The organism is Aeromonas sp. R10-2 (assembly GCF_040908445.1).
Classification (GTDB): domain Bacteria; phylum Pseudomonadota; class Gammaproteobacteria; order Enterobacterales; family Aeromonadaceae; genus Aeromonas; species Aeromonas veronii.
The window spans coordinates 115,233-133,862 of the sequence record NZ_JBFODS010000034.1 but is presented as its reverse complement, the minus strand read 5'-3'; the positions used below and the strand labels follow the sequence as shown (position 1 = coordinate 133,862).

Sequence of the window (18,630 nt, the reverse complement as noted above, 5' to 3'; positions counted from 1 at the left end):
ACCGGAGAAGTGTAACATCGGATGACCAGTTCGTCATAATTGGCAACCCCTTAACAGTGGCGTTGTCGCCCCCGCCCGATATAATGACGCCCCTTTACTTGTTGGACTCCGAGGTTGTGAATGCGGCTTGATAAATTTCTATGCGATTGTTCCGATTTGACCCGCTCGCTGGCAGGCAAACTGATCCGTCAGGGTGAGGTCATGGTGGATGGCATTGTGGTCAAGCAGCCCGCCTTTCATATCAATGAGCAGAGCCAGATCGAGTTTGACGGCGTGCTGCTGACGCTGGAGCAGCGCAACCGCTATTTCATGCTGCACAAGCCGGAAGGTTACGTCTGCTCCAACGAGGATCCGGATCACCCGACTGTCTTCTTCCTGATGGATGAGCCGGCGATGGGCAAGCTGCACGTAGTGGGTCGCCTCGACCTCGATACCACGGGTCTGGTGCTGGTGACCGACGACGGTCAATGGTCCCACCGCATCACCTCGCCGCGCCACGAGTGTGCCAAGACCTATCACGTCTGGCTAGCCGATCCGGTGAGCCCGGATGCAATCGAGCTGTTCGCCGAAGGGGTCTATCTGCGTAACGAGACCGATAAAACCCGTCCTGCCCAGCTGGAAATTATCGGCGAGTGCGAGGCTCGCTTGACCATTCACGAAGGCAAGTACCATCAGGTCAAGCGGATGTTTGCCTCCATCGGCAACAAGGTCGTTGGCTTGCATCGCGAGCGGGTGGGTGGCCTGACGCTGGATGAAGATCTGGCCCCCGGTGAATATCGTGAGCTGACCGCTGAGGAGATTGCCCTGTTCTGATCTGGGATGGTGCCGGGTGTCAGTGAGTGCTGAAACCCAGCACCAGCGCCGTGCCCAGGGTGGCAATCAGTGCACCCGCCCAAGCGGCAATGGATGGCCGCTCCCCCGAGTGCCACCACAACAGCGGCAGCAGCAGTACCGGTGTGGTGGAGGAGAGAATGGCCACCATGCCCACCTCTCCCTGCCGCAGCGCCATCAGGATCAGCGTCATCCCCAGCCCCATCGCCAGAAAACCGTTGGTGGCAATCATGGCGAGGATATGTCGATTGACCGGTTTGAGCGGCATGGCCAGCGGCAAGCGCCCCAGCCGCAGGACGCAGTGGGCCAGCAGGGCACTGCCCATCCGGATACCTGATGCACTCACCGCATCCACCTCACCACTCATCATCACCGGTTTGGCGATGATGGCTCCCACGCTCTGACACAGTGCCGCCGTCAGGCCAAGGCCAATTCCCAGCGCCAGATTGCCACGGATCTGCTCCCACTCGTTGCTGCTACTGCGTCTGCCAAACAGGATCGCCAGCATTACGCCGGCAAAGACCAGCATGGCCCCCAGCAGTCGCCAGCCCGTCAGCTGTTCATTAAAGAGCCAGAGCCCAAGCAGGGCGGAAAACAGCGCATGGCAGGAGAAGAGCAGGGCACTGCGTCTTGGCCCCAGCCGATTCATGCAGGCAAACAGCGCGGTATCGCCCACGAAGATGCCGACCAGCCCCGAGATGGCGAGCAGGGGCAGGGCGCTTGCGGTGAGGGTTTGCCAGCCACCGGTGAGCAGACTCATGGTGCCGAGCATCAGGCTGACCAGGAACATGCGCCAGCGGCTGTAGGCAAATGCGCCGAGATGACGGGCCGGTTTGACCGAAATTAGCGCTGCAATTGCCCATAAACTGGCCGATGCGAGGGCCAGCCACTCATAACCCATAAAAACTCCTGAAAAAATTAACCCGAAAGACTCCATCTCCCGGGCAAGCCCGATACAATACGGGGCGTTTTCGGGGATAACAAGAGCGGCATCAGGCATTCATCAGGCGCGCCGTCGGCCTTCCCCTCCAGCAGTGGTGTTATTCGAGGTTTTGTCATGAGGTATGGTTTCTTCCCCAAGCTGGCGCAACGCTGGCTCTCCCCGTTATTGCTTGCCGTGCTGGCAGGGCCTTTGGCACATGCCACCACCGTTGAGCAGCAGCCTCTGCTTGCCGATCGGCAAACCCTGGTAAAGGGCAACGGTGCCGAGCCGGAGTCGCTGGATCCGGCGCTGGTGCGCTCCGGTTTTCCGGGGGAGGCGGTACTGGTCGATCTGTTTGAAGGGCTGGTCAGTGATGATGGGCAGGGGAATATCGTTCCTGCTCAGGCACAGCGCTGGGAGGTGAGTGACGATGGGCTGGAGTGGCGATTCTTCCTGCGCCCTCAACTGAAATGGTCCAATGGCGAGCCGCTGGTGGCCGCTGATTTTGTCTATGCCTGGCGCCGTCTGCTCGATCCGGCCATCAACTCTCCTTCTGCCGGATTGCTGCTGGCCACGGGGATCAACAATGCGCAATCCATCTATGCCGGCGCGCTGGAGCTCGGCAATCTTGGCATTGAAGCGCAAAGCGATCAGATCCTGAAAATCACCCTGGAGCGGCCGGCGCCCTATTTTCTGCAGCTCATCAGTCAGCGCCCCTTTGTGCCAGTCAATCAGAAGGCGATAGCCAAATTTGGCAAACAGTGGACCGAGCCCGGCAAGCTGGTGAGCAATGGCGCTTATCGGCTGGCAAGCTGGACGCCTAACGAGCGGATAGAAGCCGAGCGCAATATCCACTACTGGGATGACCTTCACACCCGTATCGGACGGGTCACCTATTTGCCTATCACCTCGCAACATGCCGAACGGCTGCGCTATGAGGCTGGTGAAATCCAGCTCACCAACAAGGTCTCCCTCGGCTATTACCAGAAGATGAAGCGCGAATCTCCGGAGCGGCTCTGGGGCTTGCCGCTGTTTGGTACCTATCTCTATGCGTTCAATTTGAAGCGCCCCGAACTGCAGGATGTGCGGGTGCGTCAGGCGCTCTCCATGGCGGTTGATCGACAGTTGCTCATTGGATCGGTGAGCGGGCAGGATGAACAGGCAGCATGGTCGCTGTTGCCGGAGATGCCGGGTTACCCCCGGGTGATATTGCCTGTGGCGCTTGAAGATATGCCAACCCGCCAGGCCAAAGCGGCAGCGTTGTTGTCAGCTGCCGGGTATAACAGTGCCAATCCACTCAAGCTGAGCATTACCTACAACAGCGCAGAAACCCACAAGCAGATGGCGATGGCCATTGCCGCCATGTGGCAGAAGCTGGGGGTACAGGTCACCCTCAACAGTCTGGAGTGGGGTGCCTATCAGGTAGCCAAGGATAGCGGTGATTTCCAGGTGGCCAGAAGCTTCCTGTTTGGCGATTACGTGGAGCCGTCTGCCATGCTGGGCAGCTTCCGTTGTCAGGATCTGCGCAACGAGAGCGGCTACTGCAATCCCGACTTTGATCTGTTGCTGGAGCAGGCTGCCAATACGCTGGACAGCGCGAGCCGGGTTGAACTCTACCGGCATGCCGAACAGTTGCTGCTTGAGGAGGCGCCGATCCTCCCCGTGTATCATTACAATCAGATGAGACTGGTCGATCCCGCGCTGCGAGGGCTGCCCAGCCAGAATTTGAAAGGGACGATTGCTACCAAGGATCTCTATTTCAGCCCGCAGTGAGGAGCATTTCATGAAACTTGCCATCATTTCCGACATCCACGGCAGCATCATTGCGCTGGAGCGGGTGCTGACCCAACTTGAGCCCTGGCAGCCGGATCACTATCTGCTGCTCGGCGATCTGCTCAACCATGGCCCGCGCAATCCTCTGCCGGAAGGGTATAACCCGGCCGCTGTGGCCGATCGGCTCAACGAGTTGGCTCCGCAGATCATCGCGGTGCGGGGCAACTGTGATTCCGAAGTAGATCAGATGCTGTTGCGCTTTCCCATCACAGCCCCCTACAACCAGTTGCTGATCGATGAGCGGCGCTGGTTTGTTAGCCACGGCCATCTTTATCGATCAGACGAGGTTCAGCTCCCGCCAGGCAGTCTGTTCCTGAGCGGTCACACCCATGTACCGGTGCTGGAGTGGCAGGGGGAACGGATATTGATGAACCCGGGGTCAATCTGTTTCCCGCGCGGCGAGTTGCCTGCCAGTTACGGGTGCTATGAGGACGGGGTACTGCGCGTTAATGCGTGTGAGGACGGGCGGGAGTTGTTGCGACTGGTGCTTTAAAACCGAGAGCAAAAATGCAAGGCCTGATAAGAGATGTCAGGCCTTGATACCGTAGGAGCGGGTGCCAGAGCGAGTATTACCCTTGGCGTCATAGGTCAGGCTGTTGCGATCGCGCAGCTGACTCAGAAAGGTTGCCAGACGACGGTTTGAGACGATGCTCAGTTCAAGCAAGCGACCGTTGATATCATTTTGTGCCTGGCAGGCATCCAGTTTTGCACGAAGCTGCGCCATCTCGTCGGGATAGGCTGCCAGCTGCAGTGCCAGTTCCGGCATCTCTGCGAGGGTCTTGTCCAGCGTTTCTATCGCAGCAAGCAACTGCTGTTTGCGCTCGGTCAGTGCGGGCAGGGCCAGTGCCTGATGCTGTTCGAGCAAGCTGAACTCCTCTTCCAGAATGCCTTGCATCTGGCTGAGGTAATCATCTTGGGTGTGCAGTAACGAAGGTAAATCCATCATCCCAGAACTTTGTCCAGATTGGCCTCGAAACTGAACATCTTCTTGGCCACAGCGTCGCTGTTAACCTGATATTCGCCACTCGCGACGGCTTTTTTCAGCCGTTCGACCTTGCTCTCATTGCCGGTCGAGGCGGTATTGAGGTTTTGTTGCATCTTTTGCAATTGTTGCGCCTCACTGGTCAAGGAGACGGAGTCCAGCTTGACAGTAGCCGCTTTGTTTTCGGGCGATGAGGTGACTGACTTGCTGCCTGTCCCCTGGCTATTAGCGGTATTTTGCAACCGATTATTCGCCAAGTTGTTGATATTGTTGATGGCCATTTTAGTTACCTTCGTCTGCTTTAAGGTTTGCTTACCTGTTTATCGGTGCGGCAGATCAAAACTTTAGAAAAAAGTTGTTAAGGATCCGGATTTAAAAAGTGACTGATACGGCACCTACCGCACTGACTTTACCCTCAACGGTTTTGCCGGAGCGAATATTGACGAGTTTGATGATCTCTCCGAAGCTGCCATCTTGCAAGGCTCGGGCCATGGTTTTGATCTGGAAGTTGCTGTTTTCTGCCGTCAGGGTGACCTGATCCCCTTTGCACACGACACAAACCTGGCTCAAACGGATGGGTTGCCCAGGTTTTAGCTCCCGCTTGCTGCGTACTCCGATAAGAGGGGCGGTGTCAGTCAGGTAGTCGCCGCGGATCAGGGTCTGATCTTGATAGGCCAACACCAGCTGGCTTTCACTCAGTAGGTCCCCCTTGGCGATGGGGTTGGTCACAGTGACATAGGGCTTTTGAATACTGACACGCACCGGGAGATAGATGTCCCAAGGTTTGTCTTCCTCACATTTAAGGTAAACTGTTGTATTACGGCGAATTTCCATTTTTGCTGGTAAGCTGATAGTGAGCAGATCTTCGCAGCGGGTCAGTGGGAGCCGTTCATCCAGTGTGGCAGAGGTGACCTCGGCTCTGGCATCCAACGGAATATCCAGCTGGCTATAAACGAACTCTTGTGCCTTTTCTTGCAGATAAGTAGTGACGTCCGAGGCGTAGCTGGAAGATATGCTGCCAAAAAAGAGGCTGATGAGTAAAAGTCGGTTAATCATTTTCGCTCGTTGGTCGATAAGTTGTTCACGCATATCACCATATTTAACTATGATTGCTTCAGAATCTGTTCGTTGTCACATCGATAGTCTGACGCAATCCATCACGCATGCATGATTAATGCCAAGCGTTTTTAGGGAGTGTTTATGGCCAGTATCCTGGACTCGGTCAACCAACGTACCCAGCTAGTGGGGCAAAACCGGCTGGAGTTGTTGTTGTTTCGTCTCAATGGACGTCAAAGATTTGGCATCAACGTATTCAAAGTGCGTGAAGTGTTGCAGTGTCCCCCCTTGACCGTGATGCCAAAATTGAACTCCTGCATTCGCGGGGTGGCTCATATTCGTGGCCAGACTATCTCGGTCATCGACCTCAGCATGGCGGTTGGCAAACGCCCGATAGATGATCTGAGCAAATGCTTCATTATCATCTCCGAGTACAACCGCTCTATTCAGGGTTTTCTGGTGCATTCGGTCGAGCGCATCATCAATATGAACTGGGAATCCATCCTGCCTCCGCCCAAAGGTGCGGGTCGCATCAACTACATGACAGCAGTGACTGAAGTCGATGGCGAGTTGGTCGAAATCCTTGATGTTGAGCGGATATTGAACGAAATTTCTCCGGTTGCAACGGATGTGAGTGAGGAGTTGGTTCAGGCCAGCGTCGACCACCCGACTCTGGGGCGTCCTGTTCTTGTTGCGGATGACTCCTCAGTGGCACGCAAACAGGTACAACGTGCGCTTGAGGCTATCGGTGTCGAGTGTGTGTTGGCAAAAGATGGCCGCGAAGCATTGAACATGCTGCTGGAAATGACCAAAAATGGTCCTATCAAGGATCAGGTTGCGCTGGTTATTTCGGATATCGAAATGCCGGAAATGGATGGCTATACCTTCACTGCCGAGATCCGGAATAATCCCAATCTCAAGGATTTGCATGTTATTCTGCATACCTCGCTCAGTGGAGTATTCAACCAGGCAATGGTGCAGAAAGTTGGTGCGAACAATTTTATCGCCAAGTTCCAGCCTGATGAATTGGCCAAGGCCGTACAAAACGCACTCTAATAAAGAAGAACAGCTGCATGAAGACACTTTCGGACGACTTATACAAACAGTTCAGCAACTTTCTGGCGGTACAGAGCGGAATTGTGCTGGGGGATAACAAACAGTATCTGGTGAAGAGCCGTCTTTCACCTTTGATGGCTCAGTTTGGCATCGAGAGTCTGTCTGATCTGGTTACCCGTGCAATGAGTGTGCGAGAGCGTGACCTGAAAATGGCCGTGGTGGATGCTATGACGACCAACGAAACCCTCTGGTTTCGTGATACCTATCCGTTTCAGCTTCTTACCGACAAGATTTTCCCCGAGTTGGGGAAAAGTGGCCGCCCCATCAAGATCTGGTCTGCCGCATCCTCGTCAGGTCAGGAGCCCTATTCCATTGCCATGACGGCACTGGAGCAGCAGATGAAAAAGCCGGGTACCTTGCCTGGTGGCGTGCAGATTGTCGGGACGGATATTTCGACGACCATGCTCAATCAGTGTAAGGAAGGCGTTTACGATAGCCTTGCTCTGGCGCGCGGTTTGTCACCGGAGCGCAAGAAGATGTTTTTTGAGCCTTACGGTGACAACAAGATGCGGGTTGCCGAGCGAGTCAGAAAATTGACCACCTTCCGGCCACTCAACTTGCTGGAGAGTTATAGTTTGCTCGGCAAGTTTGACATTATCTTTTGCCGTAACGTGCTCATCTATTTTGCGCCGGAAGTGAAGTCGAAGATCCTCAACCAGTTTGCTGCCAGTCTCAACCCCGGTGGATATCTGATGTTGGGCGCGTCGGAGTCACTGGCCGGGTTGACCGACCGGTTCGAGATGATCCGCTGCAATCCGGGGATTGTCTACAAGGTCAAATAGGCCTGATGGCCTTGATATTCGGGGTCTGCCGAATATTGCCAGTTCATGCAAAGAGGGAAGCTACGAGCTTCCCTCTTTCTTAATCTACAGCTCAGTCTTTCTATTTACCTACCATATCTCGCCACTGCAAAAGTGGTTGCAACCTTAAGGTGGCCAAATGATGCCGTCTGACTCAATGCGCGAGATGCTCCTGCCGTTTTCGGTCTGAAATGTGCTCATACCCAAACCATCGAACTGAGTGATTTGCTTATGGCACATCTCTTGCAAACAAAATATACCAAGCAGGAGGTGTGCTATGGCTCTTTCATTTGACAAGGCATTTGGTGTGCATCAACACACCATAAGCGTTCGCGCCAAGCGTGCTGAGGTGCTTTCCAGCAATATTGCCAACGCAGATACCCCGGGCTTCAAAGCCAGGGATATCAATTTTGCTCAGGCATTGCAGGAGGCCCAGTCGCATCAGGGGTTTGGTTTGGCAACGACCAGCGAAAAGCACTTTGCCTTGAATATGGACGCCCCGGGTACCGTGCAATATCGCAACCCGCTGCAACCGGATACCGGTGACGGCAATACAGTCGATGTGCAGCAGGAGCGCAGCGAATTTCTGCGTAATAGCCTCGAGTATCAAACCTCCCTTGAATTTATGAATAGCAAGATCAGTGGCCTGCTCAAGGCCCTGAAAGGAGAGCAGTGATGAGTTTGTTCAAGGTCTTTGACATAGCAGGCTCGGCTATGAGCGCACAGTCAGTGCGCCTCAACACGGTTGCCAGCAACATGGCCAACGCGGACAGTGTCAGCTCCAGTGTGGAAAATACTTACCACGCTAGGCGGCCAGTCTTTGCCGCCCAGCTCGATCAGGCGATGTCTGACAAGCAGGGCTCAGTCGGGGTGGAGGTGAAGGGCATTGTCGAGAGCAAGGCGCCACTGCTTAAAGAGTACAACCCCAACCACCCGATGGCGGACAAAGACGGTTTTATCTTCAAGCCAAACGTCAACATGGTTGAAGAGATGGCCGACATGATCAACGCCTCGCGCAGCTACCAGACCAACGTACAGGTTGCTGATTCGGCCAAGAAGATGCTGCAGCAGACGCTCCAGCTTGGCAAAGGGTAAATAGAGGGCCTTTATTATGTCTGACATAAATAATCTTTATTGGAATCCCTCTCGTAATGCAGGCGGCTCAACCTCTAGTACCAATAATGCTTCAGCGCCCATCGGGAGTAATTCAAAAGCAACAGCGCCAAAGAAAGAGCTGGATCAGGCTTCATTTATGAAGCTGTTGACCATGCAGTTGTCATATCAGGATCCCTTCAAGCCGGTCGACAATGCCCAGATGCTTTCCCAGATGGCCTCAATGTCTACGTCGGAGGGGATCAGTAGTCTCTCTACCCAGATGGGCAAGCTTAATGACCAGATGAGATCCAGCCAGGCTCTCCAAGCGTCTTCTCTGGTGGGTCAAAATGTATTGCTACAGGGCAATACAGGATTTTTAGACAAGGATGGTTCGTTATCTGCGGTCGTTGCTGTAGGCACAACGAATAAATATGCGGGCGTCAAAATTACCGTTGAGGATGAAAAGGGACAGGTTATCAAGGAGTTTCCCCTCGAAGGCGACCCAAAAGGTAATGTGGAAATTGCTTGGGATGGTAAAGACAAGGCCGGTAACCGAGTTGCCGCAGGCAAGTATGTCATCAAAGCCAGCGGCACTCTCGATGGCAAGTCGGAAAGTATTGCCACATTTGCTTATGCCAAAGTGGACAGTGTTGCCTTGGGCAATGCCACCAACCCGACTCGCCTCAATTTGAGAGGACTGGGTAGCGAATATTTGAACAATATTCTGCAAATTTCAGGAACCAATTCAAATCCGACGGTTACACCGTCAAAAACCACGTCGACAGCATCGATCTAAGGAGCTGGATATGTCATTTAACAATGCCTTGAGCGGTGTCAACGCGGCACAAAAAGACTTGAACGTCACCGCCAACAACATTGCCAACGTTAATACCATGGGCTTTAAAGAGTCCCGTGCCGAGTTTGCGGATGTCTACGCCAACTCCATCTTTGTCAATGCCAAGACCCAGGTCGGTAACGGTGTGGCAACCGGTGCGGTTGCCCAGCAGTTTCATCAGGGGGCGCTGCAATTTACCAATAACGCACTGGATCTGGCGATTCAGGGTAACGGCTTCTTTGTGACCTCTGACGGTCTGACCAACCTGGATCGCACCTACACCCGTGCCGGTGCCTTCAAGCTCAATGAAAACAGCTATATGGTCAGCAACTCTGGCGGTTATCTGCAGGGGTACGAGATCAACCCTGACGGTACCCCCAAGGCGGTCAGCATCAACGCGACTAAGCCTATCCAGATCCCGGACAAGGCCGGCGAGCCGGCTAAAACCACTTTGGTGGAGGCGAGTTTTAACCTGCCATCGTCAGCTAAGCCGATCGATGTGACAGCAACGCCGCTTGATACCACCAACTCTAAGACTTATTCCTCTTCTACCTCAGTGGTCATATATGACTCACTTGGCGAGCCACATACCATCACTCAATATTTTGTGAAAAAAGGCGATAATCAAACACCTCCACAAGCATTGAATCCCCCTACTTGGGAGATGCATTTGTATGAGGGTACAACTTCTATTACCCCTGGCGGCGCACCAGCCACTCTGACGTTCGGCTCTGATGGTAAGTTAACCAGCACGTTGCCTAATCCCATTGTCACCGATACGTTGGGTACCCCTGGCGCAGGTATCATAACTAATGGTGCTGATCCGACTCAAAAGTTTGAGTATCGGTTGGGTACTGTCACTCAATATGCCTCACCATTTGAAGTCAACAAATTGACTCAGGATGGCTCCACCGTCGGCCGGTTGACCAAGGTCGAAATCACCGCGGACGGCATAGTATCGGCCACTTACAGCAATGCCACCACCGTCAAGGTGGCCATGGTGGCCATGGCCAAGTTCGCCAACTCCCAGGGGTTGACTCAGGTAGGGGATACCTCCTGGCGGCAATCTCTGCTCTCCGGTGATGCCCTGCCGGGAACCCCGAACTCGGGCACCTTCGGTGCCATCAAGTCGTCGGCGCTAGAGCAGTCCAACGTGGATTTGACTTCCGAACTGGTTGATCTGATCACTGCCCAGCGTAACTTCCAGGCCAACTCCCGTTCGCTGGAGGTCAACAGTTCGCTGCAGCAGACCATCCTGCAGATCCGTTAATTACACAATGCATGAAGATGAGAGGGGGCCTGGCCCCCTCTCTGTTTCTGTCTCATTCCCATCCTCCTCATCTCCCATATTTCTGCTGTTGGCACTCTAATTGCATTTCTCCTGTCAGAGTCATCTGTTTGACGGAGAATTTCATGGATCACCTGCTTTATATCGCCATGTCCGGGGCCAAAGAGACCATGAACAGCCTGGCTGTTCGGGGCAACAACCTCGCCAATGCCAATACCACCGGTTTCAAGTCCGATTTCGAGCAGGCCAGAAGCATGCAGGCGTTCGGTGAAGGCTTGCCAAGCCGGGTGTTTGCCATGGCAGAGCGTCCGGGTCAGAACCTGCAGCATGGCATGCTGATGACCACCGGACGGGATCTGGACGTGGCGGTGGATGGTCCGGGCTGGATTGCCGTGCAGGATCCCAAGGGCGGTGAAGCCTATACCCGCATGGGGAATTTGCAGGTCAATGCGACCGGCAACTTGCAAACCTCGACCGGTCTGAATGTGGTGGACGACGGGGGTCAGCCTATCGTGCTGCCGATGCCGATGGAGAAACTCGAGATCAATCGGGATGGCACCATCAGCGGTCGTCCTGAGGGGGCTGCCGCCAACTTGCCGGAAGATTTTCAGCGGATCAAGCTGGTCAATCCGGCCGCCGATGCGGTGGAGAAGGGGCAAGATGGTCTGTTTCGCCGCAAGGATGGCCAGAATGAACCCGCCTCAGCCAATGTCGGCCTGATTGCCGGCTCCCTTGAGGGGAGCAACGTCAATGTGGTGGACGAGATGACCAACCTGATCCGGCTGCAACGCCAGTTCGAAACTCAGGTCAAAATTATGAAGACGGCCGAAGAGAATGATGAAGCTCAAACCCAACTGCTGCGAATCAGCTAATCAAGGAGTTACACTATGAATCCTGCACTCTGGATCAGCAAGACCGGGTTGGATGCACAGCAGACCAATATTTCGGTCACCTCGAACAACCTGGCGAACGCCAGCACCGTGGGCTTCAAAAAGTCACGGGCCATCTTTGAAGATCTGCTTTATCAAAACATCAATCAGCCCGGTGGCCGCTCCTCTGCCGATACCGAGCTCCCCTCCGGCCTGATGCTGGGGGCGGGTGCCAAGGTGGTGGCGACCCAGAAAAACCACAGTCAGGGTAACGTACAAACCACTGACAACTCGCTGGACCTGATGATCAGTGGTCGTGGCTACTTTGAAATTCAGCTGCCGGATGGCAGTGCGGCCTATACCCGTAACGGTCAGTTCACCCTCAACGATGAAGGGACCATAGTGACCCCGGGTAATGGCTACCCGCTGCAACCGGAAATCCAGATCCCGGAAAACGCCCAGAGCGTTACGGTGGGTGAAGATGGCCAGGTCTCGGTGCAGCTCAAGGGCGATGGCGCTTCTCAGGTCGTCGGTCAGATCAACATCTCCGACTTCGTCAACGCCAGCGGCTTGCAGCCGATGGGGGAGAACATGTTCGTCGAGACCCAATCCAGTGGTGCTGCCGCTCAGGGGACTGCCGGTGCCGATGGCTTGGGGGTGATCAAGCAGGGGATGCTGGAGACTTCCAACGTCAACGTAACCGAAGAGCTGGTGAACCTCATTCAGGCTCAGCGGGTCTACGAGATGAACTCCAAGGTGCTCTCCGCTGTGGACGGCATGATGTCCTTCCTGATCCAGCGTACCTAATTAGGAGGCGCATGATGAAAGCCGTATGGATGCTGGGATTGCTGGTGCTGGGAGGGTGTAGCAGCACTCCCAATACACCCAAGCCTGATGATCCCGAGTTTTCCCCCGTCTACGGGGAGTCGGAGCCGGTGTCGGTGCGGCCGACAGGGGCTATTTTCCAGCCGGATCAGGTCAATGGCATCTATTCGGATATCAAGGCACACAAGGTAGGTGACATCATTACCATCGAGTTGTCGGAGTCGACCTCTGCCTCGAAAAAGGCCAATACCCAGAGTGGCAAGAATAACAAGTTCAATCTGGACCCGGTAAAGTTGGGTGGCGTGCCCGTGACCGCCAGCCCCTATGATCTCTCAGCCTCCATTGCTCAAGACAGCGCGTTCAAGGGCCAGGCCAAGGCGGATCAGAGCAACAGCCTGCAGGGCAATATTTCGGTCAGCGTGGCCAAGGTACTGCCCAACGGCAATCTGGTGGTGCGCGGCGAGAAGTGGATCATGCTTAATAATGGCAATGAATATATCCGGATCACCGGCCTTATTCGCCCGGAGGACGTGACGTCTGATAACAGCGTTTCGTCCCAGAAAGTGGCCAATGCCCGCATTTACTACGGTGGTACCGGCGATCTGGCCAATAGCCAGGAGCAAGGGTGGCTTACCAGCTTTTTCAATGGTCCCTGGTGGCCGCTTTAGGAGATGTTATGAAGTCACTCCGTCTTGTCACTCTGCTTTGCTGTCTGCTGCCCTTGGGTGTGGCCAATGCGGCCCGGATCAAGGACATCAGCTCGGTTGAAGGGGTGCGTAACAACCAGCTGATTGGTTACGGTCTGGTGGTGGGGTTGCCCGGCACTGGCGAGAAGAACAACGCCTTCACCGAGCAGACCTTCCGTACCATGCTCAACAATTTTGGCATCAAGGTGCCGGATAACATCAAACCCAAGATCAAGGATGTGGCGCCGGTGGCGATCCATGCCGACCTGCCCCCCTTCTCCAAGCCGGGCCAGACCATCGACGTGACGGTCTCTGCCATTGGCGAGGCCAAGAGCCTGCGGGGCGGCACCCTGTTGCAAAGCTTCCTGAAAGGGCTCGATGGGCGGGTCTATGCGGTCGCGCAGGGCAGTCTGGTGGTTGGTGGTCTGGGGGCCGAGGGGGCTGATGGTTCCAAGGTAGTGATCAATACCCCGACCGTCGGGCGGATTGCCAACGGCGCGACCGTGGAGCGGGAGGTGCCCAACTCCTTCAGTCAGGGGGATACCATCACCTTCAACCTTAACCGGCCCGACTTTACCACTGCGCGCCGTCTGGCCGATGTGGTCAACGATCTGGTGGGGCCCAATACCGCTCAGGCGCTCGATGCCACCTCGGTCAAGGTCTATGCCCCGCGGGATCCGGGTCAGCGCGTCTCCTATCTCGCGACTATCGAGAACCTGGAGGTTGATCCGGCCAACGAAGCGGCCAAGATCATCGTCAACTCCCGTACCGGCACCATAGTGATCGGCAGTCAGGTCCGGCTCAAGCCTGCGGCTGTCAGCCATGGTGGCTTGACGGTGACCATCGCCGAAAACCAGCAGGTCTCCCAACCCAATCCACTGGCAGGGGGCGAGACCACGGTCACCAACAACTCGACCATCAATGTCCAGCAGGAACCCGGACGGATGTTCAAGTTTGATACCGGTGCGACCCTGGACGATCTGGTCCGGGCGGTCAACCAGGTCGGGGTCGCTCCCGGTGATTTGATGGCTATCCTCGAGGCGTTGCAGCAGGCTGGCGCTATCGAGGGACAACTGGTCATATTGTAACTGGCGGCAAGTGATTGCCACGGGTGGCAATGAGGTAAGCACAATGGCGGAGTTTGACACCAACAGCGGCATGAATCTCGGGGTGGTGCAGGATATCAAAAACCTGGACCGTCTGCGTCAGATGAGCCAAAGCAAAGAGGGACAGGCCGAAGCGCTCAAGAGTGCGTCGCGCCAATTTGAGTCAATCTTTACCCAGATGCTGTTTCAGGGCATGCGTCAGGCCAACGGGGTGTTGACTCAGGACAACCCGATGAACAGCAGCTATACCCAGTTCTATGAGGGGATGCTGGATGAGCAGCGGGTTGCCGATATCTCCAGCAAGGGAGGGTTGGGATTGGCTGACATGGTGGTCAAGCAGCTCTCTCCCGAGACCTTTACTCATCAGGATGGTCGGGTGCTCAAGATGCCGCAGCGGACGGAACGGGTTTATAAACCCTACGAGCCACCCAAGGCGACAGCCAATGATTTGATCACCGCATCAAAAGTTGGCAAAGATTTTGCTGAAAAAGAGATGGAAAAGGGGCACTCCGGGCTCGTCATGCCCACTCGCCCCCACCGTAGTGTGCCGCCAATGGGGCCTGTCGCTCACCATCGCAGTAACGGGGTGGGGAGCAACCAGTTTGATAGTCCGGAAGCGTTTGTGCAGCACCTGATGCCCTTGGCCAAGAAAGCGGCCGACAAGCTGGGGTTAAGCCCGGCGGTACTGGTCGCCCAGGCGGCACTGGAGAGCGGTTGGGGCAAGCGGGTGATCAAGGATGGTGAAGGGCAGATGACCCATAACCTGTTCGGCATCAAGGCCGATCCTCGCTGGGAAGGGCCTAAAGCGGTAGTCAGCACCTTGGAATATGAAGAGGGAGTTGCGTCCCGCCAAAAAGCGGCATTTCGCTCCTATGAGTCGTTTGAAGAGAGCTTCAACGACTATGTGGACTTTCTCACTTCCGGCTCCCGCTACAAGGGGGCCCTGGCCAAGGTAGACAGTCCGGATCGCTACTTTGAAGCGCTGCAGCAGGCGGGTTATGCCACTGACCCGCACTACGCCAGAAAACTGAAACAGGTATTGCGCAGTGATGCCATTGCCCGATACAACGAGATGGAGCTGTAACATATGGCAAGCGACCTGCTTGGGATTGGTTCATCGGGCGTGCTGGCGCAGCAACGTCTGCTGCAGACCACCAGTAACAATATCGTGAACGTCAATAGCCAGGGCTATGTGCGTGAGCGTACGCTGGTGTTTACCAATTCCATCAGTCTGGGGACCGGTGACATCAAGACCCAGCGGGTAATCAACGACTATATGCAGGGGGAGGTGCGCCGTGATACCTCCGCCTATCACGCCTCCCTGACCCATTACGAACAGCTGGCGGGTGTTGACAGCTTGCTGGGGGATACCAGCAACAGTGTGGGGGCGGCTATTACCTCCTATTTCAAGTCATTCCATTCTGCGAATGAATCACCCGCCGAGATCGGTGGCCGCAAGGTGGCGATGACAGAGCTGAGCGGCATGGTGAACCGTTTCCATACCCTCTCGGCGCAGCTCGACAAGCAGAGTGATACCCTCAACACCCGTATCGAAGATGAAACCAAGCAGGTCAACAGCCTGCTCACCAGCATCAATGATCTCAACCAGGCCATCCTCCGCACCCAGGGGTCGCCTGAAGAGAACCTGATGCTGTTTGATCAGCGGGATGAAGCGATCCGCCAGCTGTCGGAGAAGATGGATATTCGCACCGTTGCCCAACCCAACGGCACCATGCTGGTCAATATGAGCACCGGCCATTCGCTGATCCTCGACGGGGGGGTTGCCCAGTTCAAGATGATTGCGGGGGATCCTGACTCCCGGGATCAGGAGTTGCAGCTGACCCTGGGGGATAATCAGGCAACCATAGATAACGCGACCTTTGGCGGTGCCATGGGGGGGCTGTTCAAGGCGCGTACCGATCTTGAGCCCACCAAACGTGAGCTGGGGCAGTTGGCCGTTGCGATGGCTGATGCCATGAACCAGCAGAATCGTCTCGGGATGGATCTGGATAACGAGATTGGCGGCGATATCTTCACCCTGCCTACCAGCAAGGGCTTGCCTTACGGTGGTAATACGGGGACCGCAGAGGCCACGATCAGTTTTTTACCTGGCAAGGGTACTCAAGTCACGCCGTTTGACTATGAAGTTAGATTTAGTGCGACAGGATATGAAGTATTTTCTTTGGACAAAGATGGAAATGGCACTTCTGTAACGACCGGTCCTTTACCTGCCTCTTCTATTGAGGTCCACGGCATAAAAATCGACTTGACTGGTGCGCCTGCTGCTGGTGACAAATTGTTGCTGCAACCGACCAAAAGCGCAGCGGCGGGCCTTGGCCAGCTGATCACCCGGCCGGAAGATCTTGCTCTGGCTTCTCCACTAAAAGCCGAGAAGACGACCGATAACATTGGCAGTGCCGATATCAAGCTGGGTGGGGTATTCAATACAGGGGCGGGATCTGGCTTTGGCACCAATACGCTTGATCCCGCAGCGCCTCAGGTGGTCAAGATTGACGCCAACGGCAACTATCAGGTTTTTCAAGCCGATGGTACCACACTGAAAGGTACGGCGCCTGCGAGCAGCAAGGGGCAAAACCTGATGTCGGCTATCGTCGACCACTTTCCCGGCGGGCTTCCCGTTTACGTAAATCCTAGAGATAAGCCCGGTTACGAATTCAGCATTACCGGCACAGTGCAAGCCAAGGACAGCTTCACGCTCAGTTACAACAGCAATGGCTTTGCCGATAACAGCAATGGTCTGGCATTGGCCGAGCTGCAAAACAAGGATCTGGTGCGCAAGAGCACCAATGGTGGTACCACCAATGACAAGATGACCTTTAATCAGGCTTATTCCGGATTGGTGATGGAGGTGGGCAACAATACCAGTCAGGCAAAAACCTTGCTCAAGGCCAATGAATCGAAGCTGATCCAGAGCACCGGCATTTTTGAAAGCGTGTCAGGGGTCAATCTGGAGGAGGAGGCAGCCAATCTGATCCGCTTCCAGCAATCCTATGCCGCTTCGGCGCAAATCGTCAGTACCGCCAAAACCATTTTCGATACACTGCTCTCGTCCGTGAGGTAACGTCATGCGCATCACCACCAACATGATCTACGACCGGAATATCTATTCCCTCAACAGTGCCAATGAGCGGTTGAATACCGCCTATCAACAGCTGCAAACCGGTAATAAATTTCAGACTGCCGGCGAAGATCCCGCGGGTATGAGCCAGAAGATGGCACTGACCAAGGAGATCGACCTGTTCAAGCAGTATGGGGTGAATGGCAGCTTGCTGGAAAACAGTCTGGGGCATGAGGAGACGGTATTAACGTCGATTAATAATGCGATGCTCAGTGCCCAGACCCTGATCCAGAAGTCAAATAACGGTTCTATCAGCATGGATGACCGTAAGGCTATTGCCAGCGAGCTGGAAGGGTTGCAGCAGCAGATGTTCGACCTGATGAATAGCAAGAATTCCTCGGGTGAATTTATCTTTGGTGGCAATCAGAGCAAGACCCAGCCGTATGTAAAAAATAGTAACGGGCAATATGCTTATAAGGGTGATCCTGGTCAGCGAAATATTCAGGTGTCACCCACAGTACAGATTGCTGCCAATGATTCCGGGCAGGATCTGTTTGAAATTGTGGCGACCAGAAGAACGGCTAGTGCGTTGACTACTGACATCAAGGTGGGTGTATCTGGTCAGGATCATTTCGATAACTTTTATAGAACAAATTACAATTCATCCTTGGCAATTAATTCATACACAGTGTCGACAACTGCTGGAACACCTGACACTTATGAGATTAAGGATGCTGCTGGTAATCCAGTCGCAAATGGTAACTATATGCCAGGTAATGCTATTCCGTTTAACGGACTGGAGTTAACTCTTAATGTACCTGTCGGAGGCACTCCACAGCAATTTGAGCTAAAAAAACCAGACAATGACAACATTCTCAACGGGATGTCGAAATTTATTACCGCTTTGCGTGCCCCCGGTATCACAGCTGATAACTTTGCGCTGGAAGTGGCCGACGCCACCGTCCATATGAAAAATGCTCGCCTGAATATCGATTATGGGTTGGGTGAACTGGGTGGCCGGATGAACAGTCTCGAGGCGGTCATGGGCTCTAATGAAGGGCTCAGCACCCTCAACTCAGAGGCGAGAGCCAAGGTGTCGGAAGCGGATCTCTATGAAGTGATTTCCGCGCTGTCAAAAGAGGATGCGGCATTGAGTGCCTCGCAACTCTCTTTCAGCAAAATAAGCCGTCTGACGCTATTTGACTATATTCGCTAATTAGAGAAGGGCCCCTTTGGGGCCTTTTCTTTTGTCCAGACTATGAAAATTGGTTCCGTGTCATCTCCTGCCAATTGTAACAAGCTGTTGC

The 18,630-nt window shown here is 54.6% G+C and carries 20 protein-coding genes; 16 read left to right on the top strand and 4 right to left on the bottom strand.

What is annotated here, in order from left to right; translation table 11 throughout:
• The first annotated feature begins 120 nt into the window (after nucleotides 1-120).
• Nucleotides 121-813, top strand: coding sequence for a 16S rRNA pseudouridine(516) synthase RsuA (gene rsuA, locus AB5Y97_RS08460; RefSeq protein WP_236271115.1), 693 nt, complete (start codon nucleotides 121-123; stop codon nucleotides 811-813).
• A gap of 19 nt (nucleotides 814-832) precedes the next feature.
• Here the strand turns inward: rsuA and AB5Y97_RS08455 are convergent, their stop codons facing one another.
• The gene (locus AB5Y97_RS08455; RefSeq protein WP_005350643.1) at nucleotides 833-1,732 is read right to left on the bottom strand and encodes a DMT family transporter; all 900 of its coding nucleotides are present in this window, start codon (nucleotides 1,730-1,732) and stop codon (nucleotides 833-835) included.
• A gap of 156 nt (nucleotides 1,733-1,888) precedes the next feature.
• On the opposite strand from AB5Y97_RS08455, the gene AB5Y97_RS08450 reads away from it, so the two are divergent.
• A complete protein-coding gene (locus AB5Y97_RS08450) occupies nucleotides 1,889-3,526 on the top strand; it encodes a peptide ABC transporter substrate-binding protein (RefSeq protein ID WP_179214427.1) in 1,638 nt (545 codons plus the stop codon).
• Between the two features lie 10 nt (nucleotides 3,527-3,536).
• Entirely contained in the window at nucleotides 3,537-4,079 is a 543-nt protein-coding gene (yfcE, locus tag AB5Y97_RS08445) for a phosphodiesterase (protein ID WP_227273395.1), read from the top strand.
• A 36-nt stretch (nucleotides 4,080-4,115) separates the two neighbouring features.
• Here yfcE and AB5Y97_RS08440 read toward each other — a convergent pair whose 3' ends face one another.
• The 3 genes from AB5Y97_RS08440 to flgA form a co-directional block, all read right to left on the bottom strand.
• Nucleotides 4,116-4,532, bottom strand: coding sequence for a flagella synthesis protein FlgN (locus tag AB5Y97_RS08440; protein ID WP_040066163.1), 417 nt, complete (start codon nucleotides 4,530-4,532; stop codon nucleotides 4,116-4,118).
• Nucleotides 4,529-4,849, bottom strand: a complete 321-nt coding sequence (gene flgM / locus AB5Y97_RS08435; protein ID WP_005334177.1) for a flagellar biosynthesis anti-sigma factor FlgM — start codon at nucleotides 4,847-4,849, stop codon at nucleotides 4,529-4,531. Before flgM ends, AB5Y97_RS08440 begins: the two co-directional genes overlap by 4 nt.
• A 91-nt stretch (nucleotides 4,850-4,940) precedes the next feature.
• Entirely contained in the window at nucleotides 4,941-5,624 is a 684-nt protein-coding gene (gene flgA / locus AB5Y97_RS08430) for a flagellar basal body P-ring formation chaperone FlgA (RefSeq protein ID WP_167572525.1), read from the bottom strand.
• Nucleotides 5,625-5,768: 144 nt separating this feature from the next.
• On the opposite strand from flgA, the gene AB5Y97_RS08425 reads away from it, so the two are divergent.
• The 13 genes from AB5Y97_RS08425 to flgL all read left to right on the top strand — a co-directional run bounded on the left by AB5Y97_RS08425 (nucleotide 5,769) and on the right by flgL (nucleotide 18,539).
• Nucleotides 5,769-6,680, top strand: a complete 912-nt coding sequence (locus AB5Y97_RS08425) for a chemotaxis protein CheV (protein ID WP_005334174.1) — start codon at nucleotides 5,769-5,771, stop codon at nucleotides 6,678-6,680.
• A 17-nt stretch (nucleotides 6,681-6,697) separates the two neighbouring features.
• Complete coding sequence (locus tag AB5Y97_RS08420; RefSeq protein ID WP_005350656.1) at nucleotides 6,698-7,522, top strand: protein-glutamate O-methyltransferase CheR; 825 nt, start codon at nucleotides 6,698-6,700, stop codon at nucleotides 7,520-7,522.
• A gap of 295 nt (nucleotides 7,523-7,817) precedes the next feature.
• Entirely contained in the window at nucleotides 7,818-8,216 is a 399-nt protein-coding gene (gene flgB / locus AB5Y97_RS08415; RefSeq protein ID WP_005334169.1) for a flagellar basal body rod protein FlgB, read from the top strand.
• Nucleotides 8,216-8,635, top strand: a complete 420-nt coding sequence (gene flgC / locus AB5Y97_RS08410; RefSeq protein WP_005334167.1) for a flagellar basal body rod protein FlgC — start codon at nucleotides 8,216-8,218, stop codon at nucleotides 8,633-8,635. The genes flgB and flgC overlap by 1 nt, the downstream gene beginning before the upstream one ends.
• 16 nt (nucleotides 8,636-8,651) lie before the next feature.
• A complete protein-coding gene (locus AB5Y97_RS08405) occupies nucleotides 8,652-9,431 on the top strand; it encodes a flagellar hook assembly protein FlgD (RefSeq protein WP_080764911.1) in 780 nt (259 codons plus the stop codon).
• Nucleotides 9,432-9,441: 10 nt separating this feature from the next.
• Entirely contained in the window at nucleotides 9,442-10,740 is a 1,299-nt protein-coding gene (gene flgE, locus AB5Y97_RS08400) for a flagellar hook protein FlgE (RefSeq protein WP_368157562.1), read from the top strand.
• 143 nt (nucleotides 10,741-10,883) lie between these two features.
• On the top strand, nucleotides 10,884-11,630 hold the full coding sequence (gene flgF / locus AB5Y97_RS08395) for a flagellar basal-body rod protein FlgF (RefSeq protein WP_005334159.1): 747 nt from the start codon (nucleotides 10,884-10,886) through the stop codon (nucleotides 11,628-11,630).
• Between the two features lie 15 nt (nucleotides 11,631-11,645).
• Nucleotides 11,646-12,434 carry a flagellar basal-body rod protein FlgG gene (gene flgG / locus AB5Y97_RS08390; RefSeq protein WP_005334158.1) on the top strand — a complete coding sequence of 263 codons (789 nt, stop codon included), beginning with the start codon at nucleotides 11,646-11,648 and terminating at the stop codon, nucleotides 12,432-12,434.
• 14 nt (nucleotides 12,435-12,448) lie between these two features.
• A complete protein-coding gene (flgH, locus tag AB5Y97_RS08385) occupies nucleotides 12,449-13,120 on the top strand; it encodes a flagellar basal body L-ring protein FlgH (protein ID WP_005350662.1) in 672 nt (223 codons plus the stop codon).
• A gap of 8 nt (nucleotides 13,121-13,128) precedes the next feature.
• Entirely contained in the window at nucleotides 13,129-14,226 is a 1,098-nt protein-coding gene (locus AB5Y97_RS08380) for a flagellar basal body P-ring protein FlgI (protein ID WP_368157560.1), read from the top strand.
• A gap of 43 nt (nucleotides 14,227-14,269) precedes the next feature.
• Nucleotides 14,270-15,328, top strand: a complete 1,059-nt coding sequence (gene flgJ / locus AB5Y97_RS08375; protein ID WP_368157559.1) for a flagellar assembly peptidoglycan hydrolase FlgJ — start codon at nucleotides 14,270-14,272, stop codon at nucleotides 15,326-15,328.
• Between the two features lie 3 nt (nucleotides 15,329-15,331).
• Nucleotides 15,332-17,326 carry a flagellar basal body rod C-terminal domain-containing protein gene (locus AB5Y97_RS08370; RefSeq protein WP_368157558.1) on the top strand — a complete coding sequence of 665 codons (1,995 nt, stop codon included), beginning with the start codon at nucleotides 15,332-15,334 and terminating at the stop codon, nucleotides 17,324-17,326.
• Nucleotides 17,327-17,330: 4 nt separating this feature from the next.
• Entirely contained in the window at nucleotides 17,331-18,539 is a 1,209-nt protein-coding gene (gene flgL, locus AB5Y97_RS08365; RefSeq protein ID WP_368157556.1) for a flagellar hook-associated protein FlgL, read from the top strand.
• The last annotated feature ends 91 nt before the right edge of the window (nucleotides 18,540-18,630 follow it).

Bases quoted from the DNA above. Each gene is read 5' to 3' on its own strand.
- rsuA (WP_236271115.1), top strand. From the start codon at position 121: ATGCGGCTTGATAAATTTCTATGCGATTGTTCCGATTTGACCCGCTCG.
- AB5Y97_RS08455 (WP_005350643.1), bottom strand. From the start codon at position 1,732: ATGGGTTATGAGTGGCTGGCCCTCGCATCGGCCAGTTTATGGGCAATT.
- AB5Y97_RS08450 (WP_179214427.1), top strand. From the start codon at position 1,889: ATGAGGTATGGTTTCTTCCCCAAGCTGGCGCAACGCTGGCTCTCCCCG.
- yfcE (WP_227273395.1), top strand. From the start codon at position 3,537: ATGAAACTTGCCATCATTTCCGACATCCACGGCAGCATCATTGCGCTG.
- AB5Y97_RS08440 (WP_040066163.1), bottom strand. From the start codon at position 4,532: ATGATGGATTTACCTTCGTTACTGCACACCCAAGATGATTACCTCAGC.
- flgM (WP_005334177.1), bottom strand. From the start codon at position 4,849: ATGGCCATCAACAATATCAACAACTTGGCGAATAATCGGTTGCAAAAT.
- flgA (WP_167572525.1), bottom strand. From the start codon at position 5,624: ATGATTAACCGACTTTTACTCATCAGCCTCTTTTTTGGCAGCATATCT.
- AB5Y97_RS08425 (WP_005334174.1), top strand. From the start codon at position 5,769: ATGGCCAGTATCCTGGACTCGGTCAACCAACGTACCCAGCTAGTGGGG.
- AB5Y97_RS08420 (WP_005350656.1), top strand. From the start codon at position 6,698: ATGAAGACACTTTCGGACGACTTATACAAACAGTTCAGCAACTTTCTG.
- flgB (WP_005334169.1), top strand. From the start codon at position 7,818: ATGGCTCTTTCATTTGACAAGGCATTTGGTGTGCATCAACACACCATA.
- flgC (WP_005334167.1), top strand. From the start codon at position 8,216: ATGAGTTTGTTCAAGGTCTTTGACATAGCAGGCTCGGCTATGAGCGCA.
- AB5Y97_RS08405 (WP_080764911.1), top strand. From the start codon at position 8,652: ATGTCTGACATAAATAATCTTTATTGGAATCCCTCTCGTAATGCAGGC.
- flgE (WP_368157562.1), top strand. From the start codon at position 9,442: ATGTCATTTAACAATGCCTTGAGCGGTGTCAACGCGGCACAAAAAGAC.
- flgF (WP_005334159.1), top strand. From the start codon at position 10,884: ATGGATCACCTGCTTTATATCGCCATGTCCGGGGCCAAAGAGACCATG.
- flgG (WP_005334158.1), top strand. From the start codon at position 11,646: ATGAATCCTGCACTCTGGATCAGCAAGACCGGGTTGGATGCACAGCAG.
- flgH (WP_005350662.1), top strand. From the start codon at position 12,449: ATGAAAGCCGTATGGATGCTGGGATTGCTGGTGCTGGGAGGGTGTAGC.
- AB5Y97_RS08380 (WP_368157560.1), top strand. From the start codon at position 13,129: ATGAAGTCACTCCGTCTTGTCACTCTGCTTTGCTGTCTGCTGCCCTTG.
- flgJ (WP_368157559.1), top strand. From the start codon at position 14,270: ATGGCGGAGTTTGACACCAACAGCGGCATGAATCTCGGGGTGGTGCAG.
- AB5Y97_RS08370 (WP_368157558.1), top strand. From the start codon at position 15,332: ATGGCAAGCGACCTGCTTGGGATTGGTTCATCGGGCGTGCTGGCGCAG.
- flgL (WP_368157556.1), top strand. From the start codon at position 17,331: ATGCGCATCACCACCAACATGATCTACGACCGGAATATCTATTCCCTC.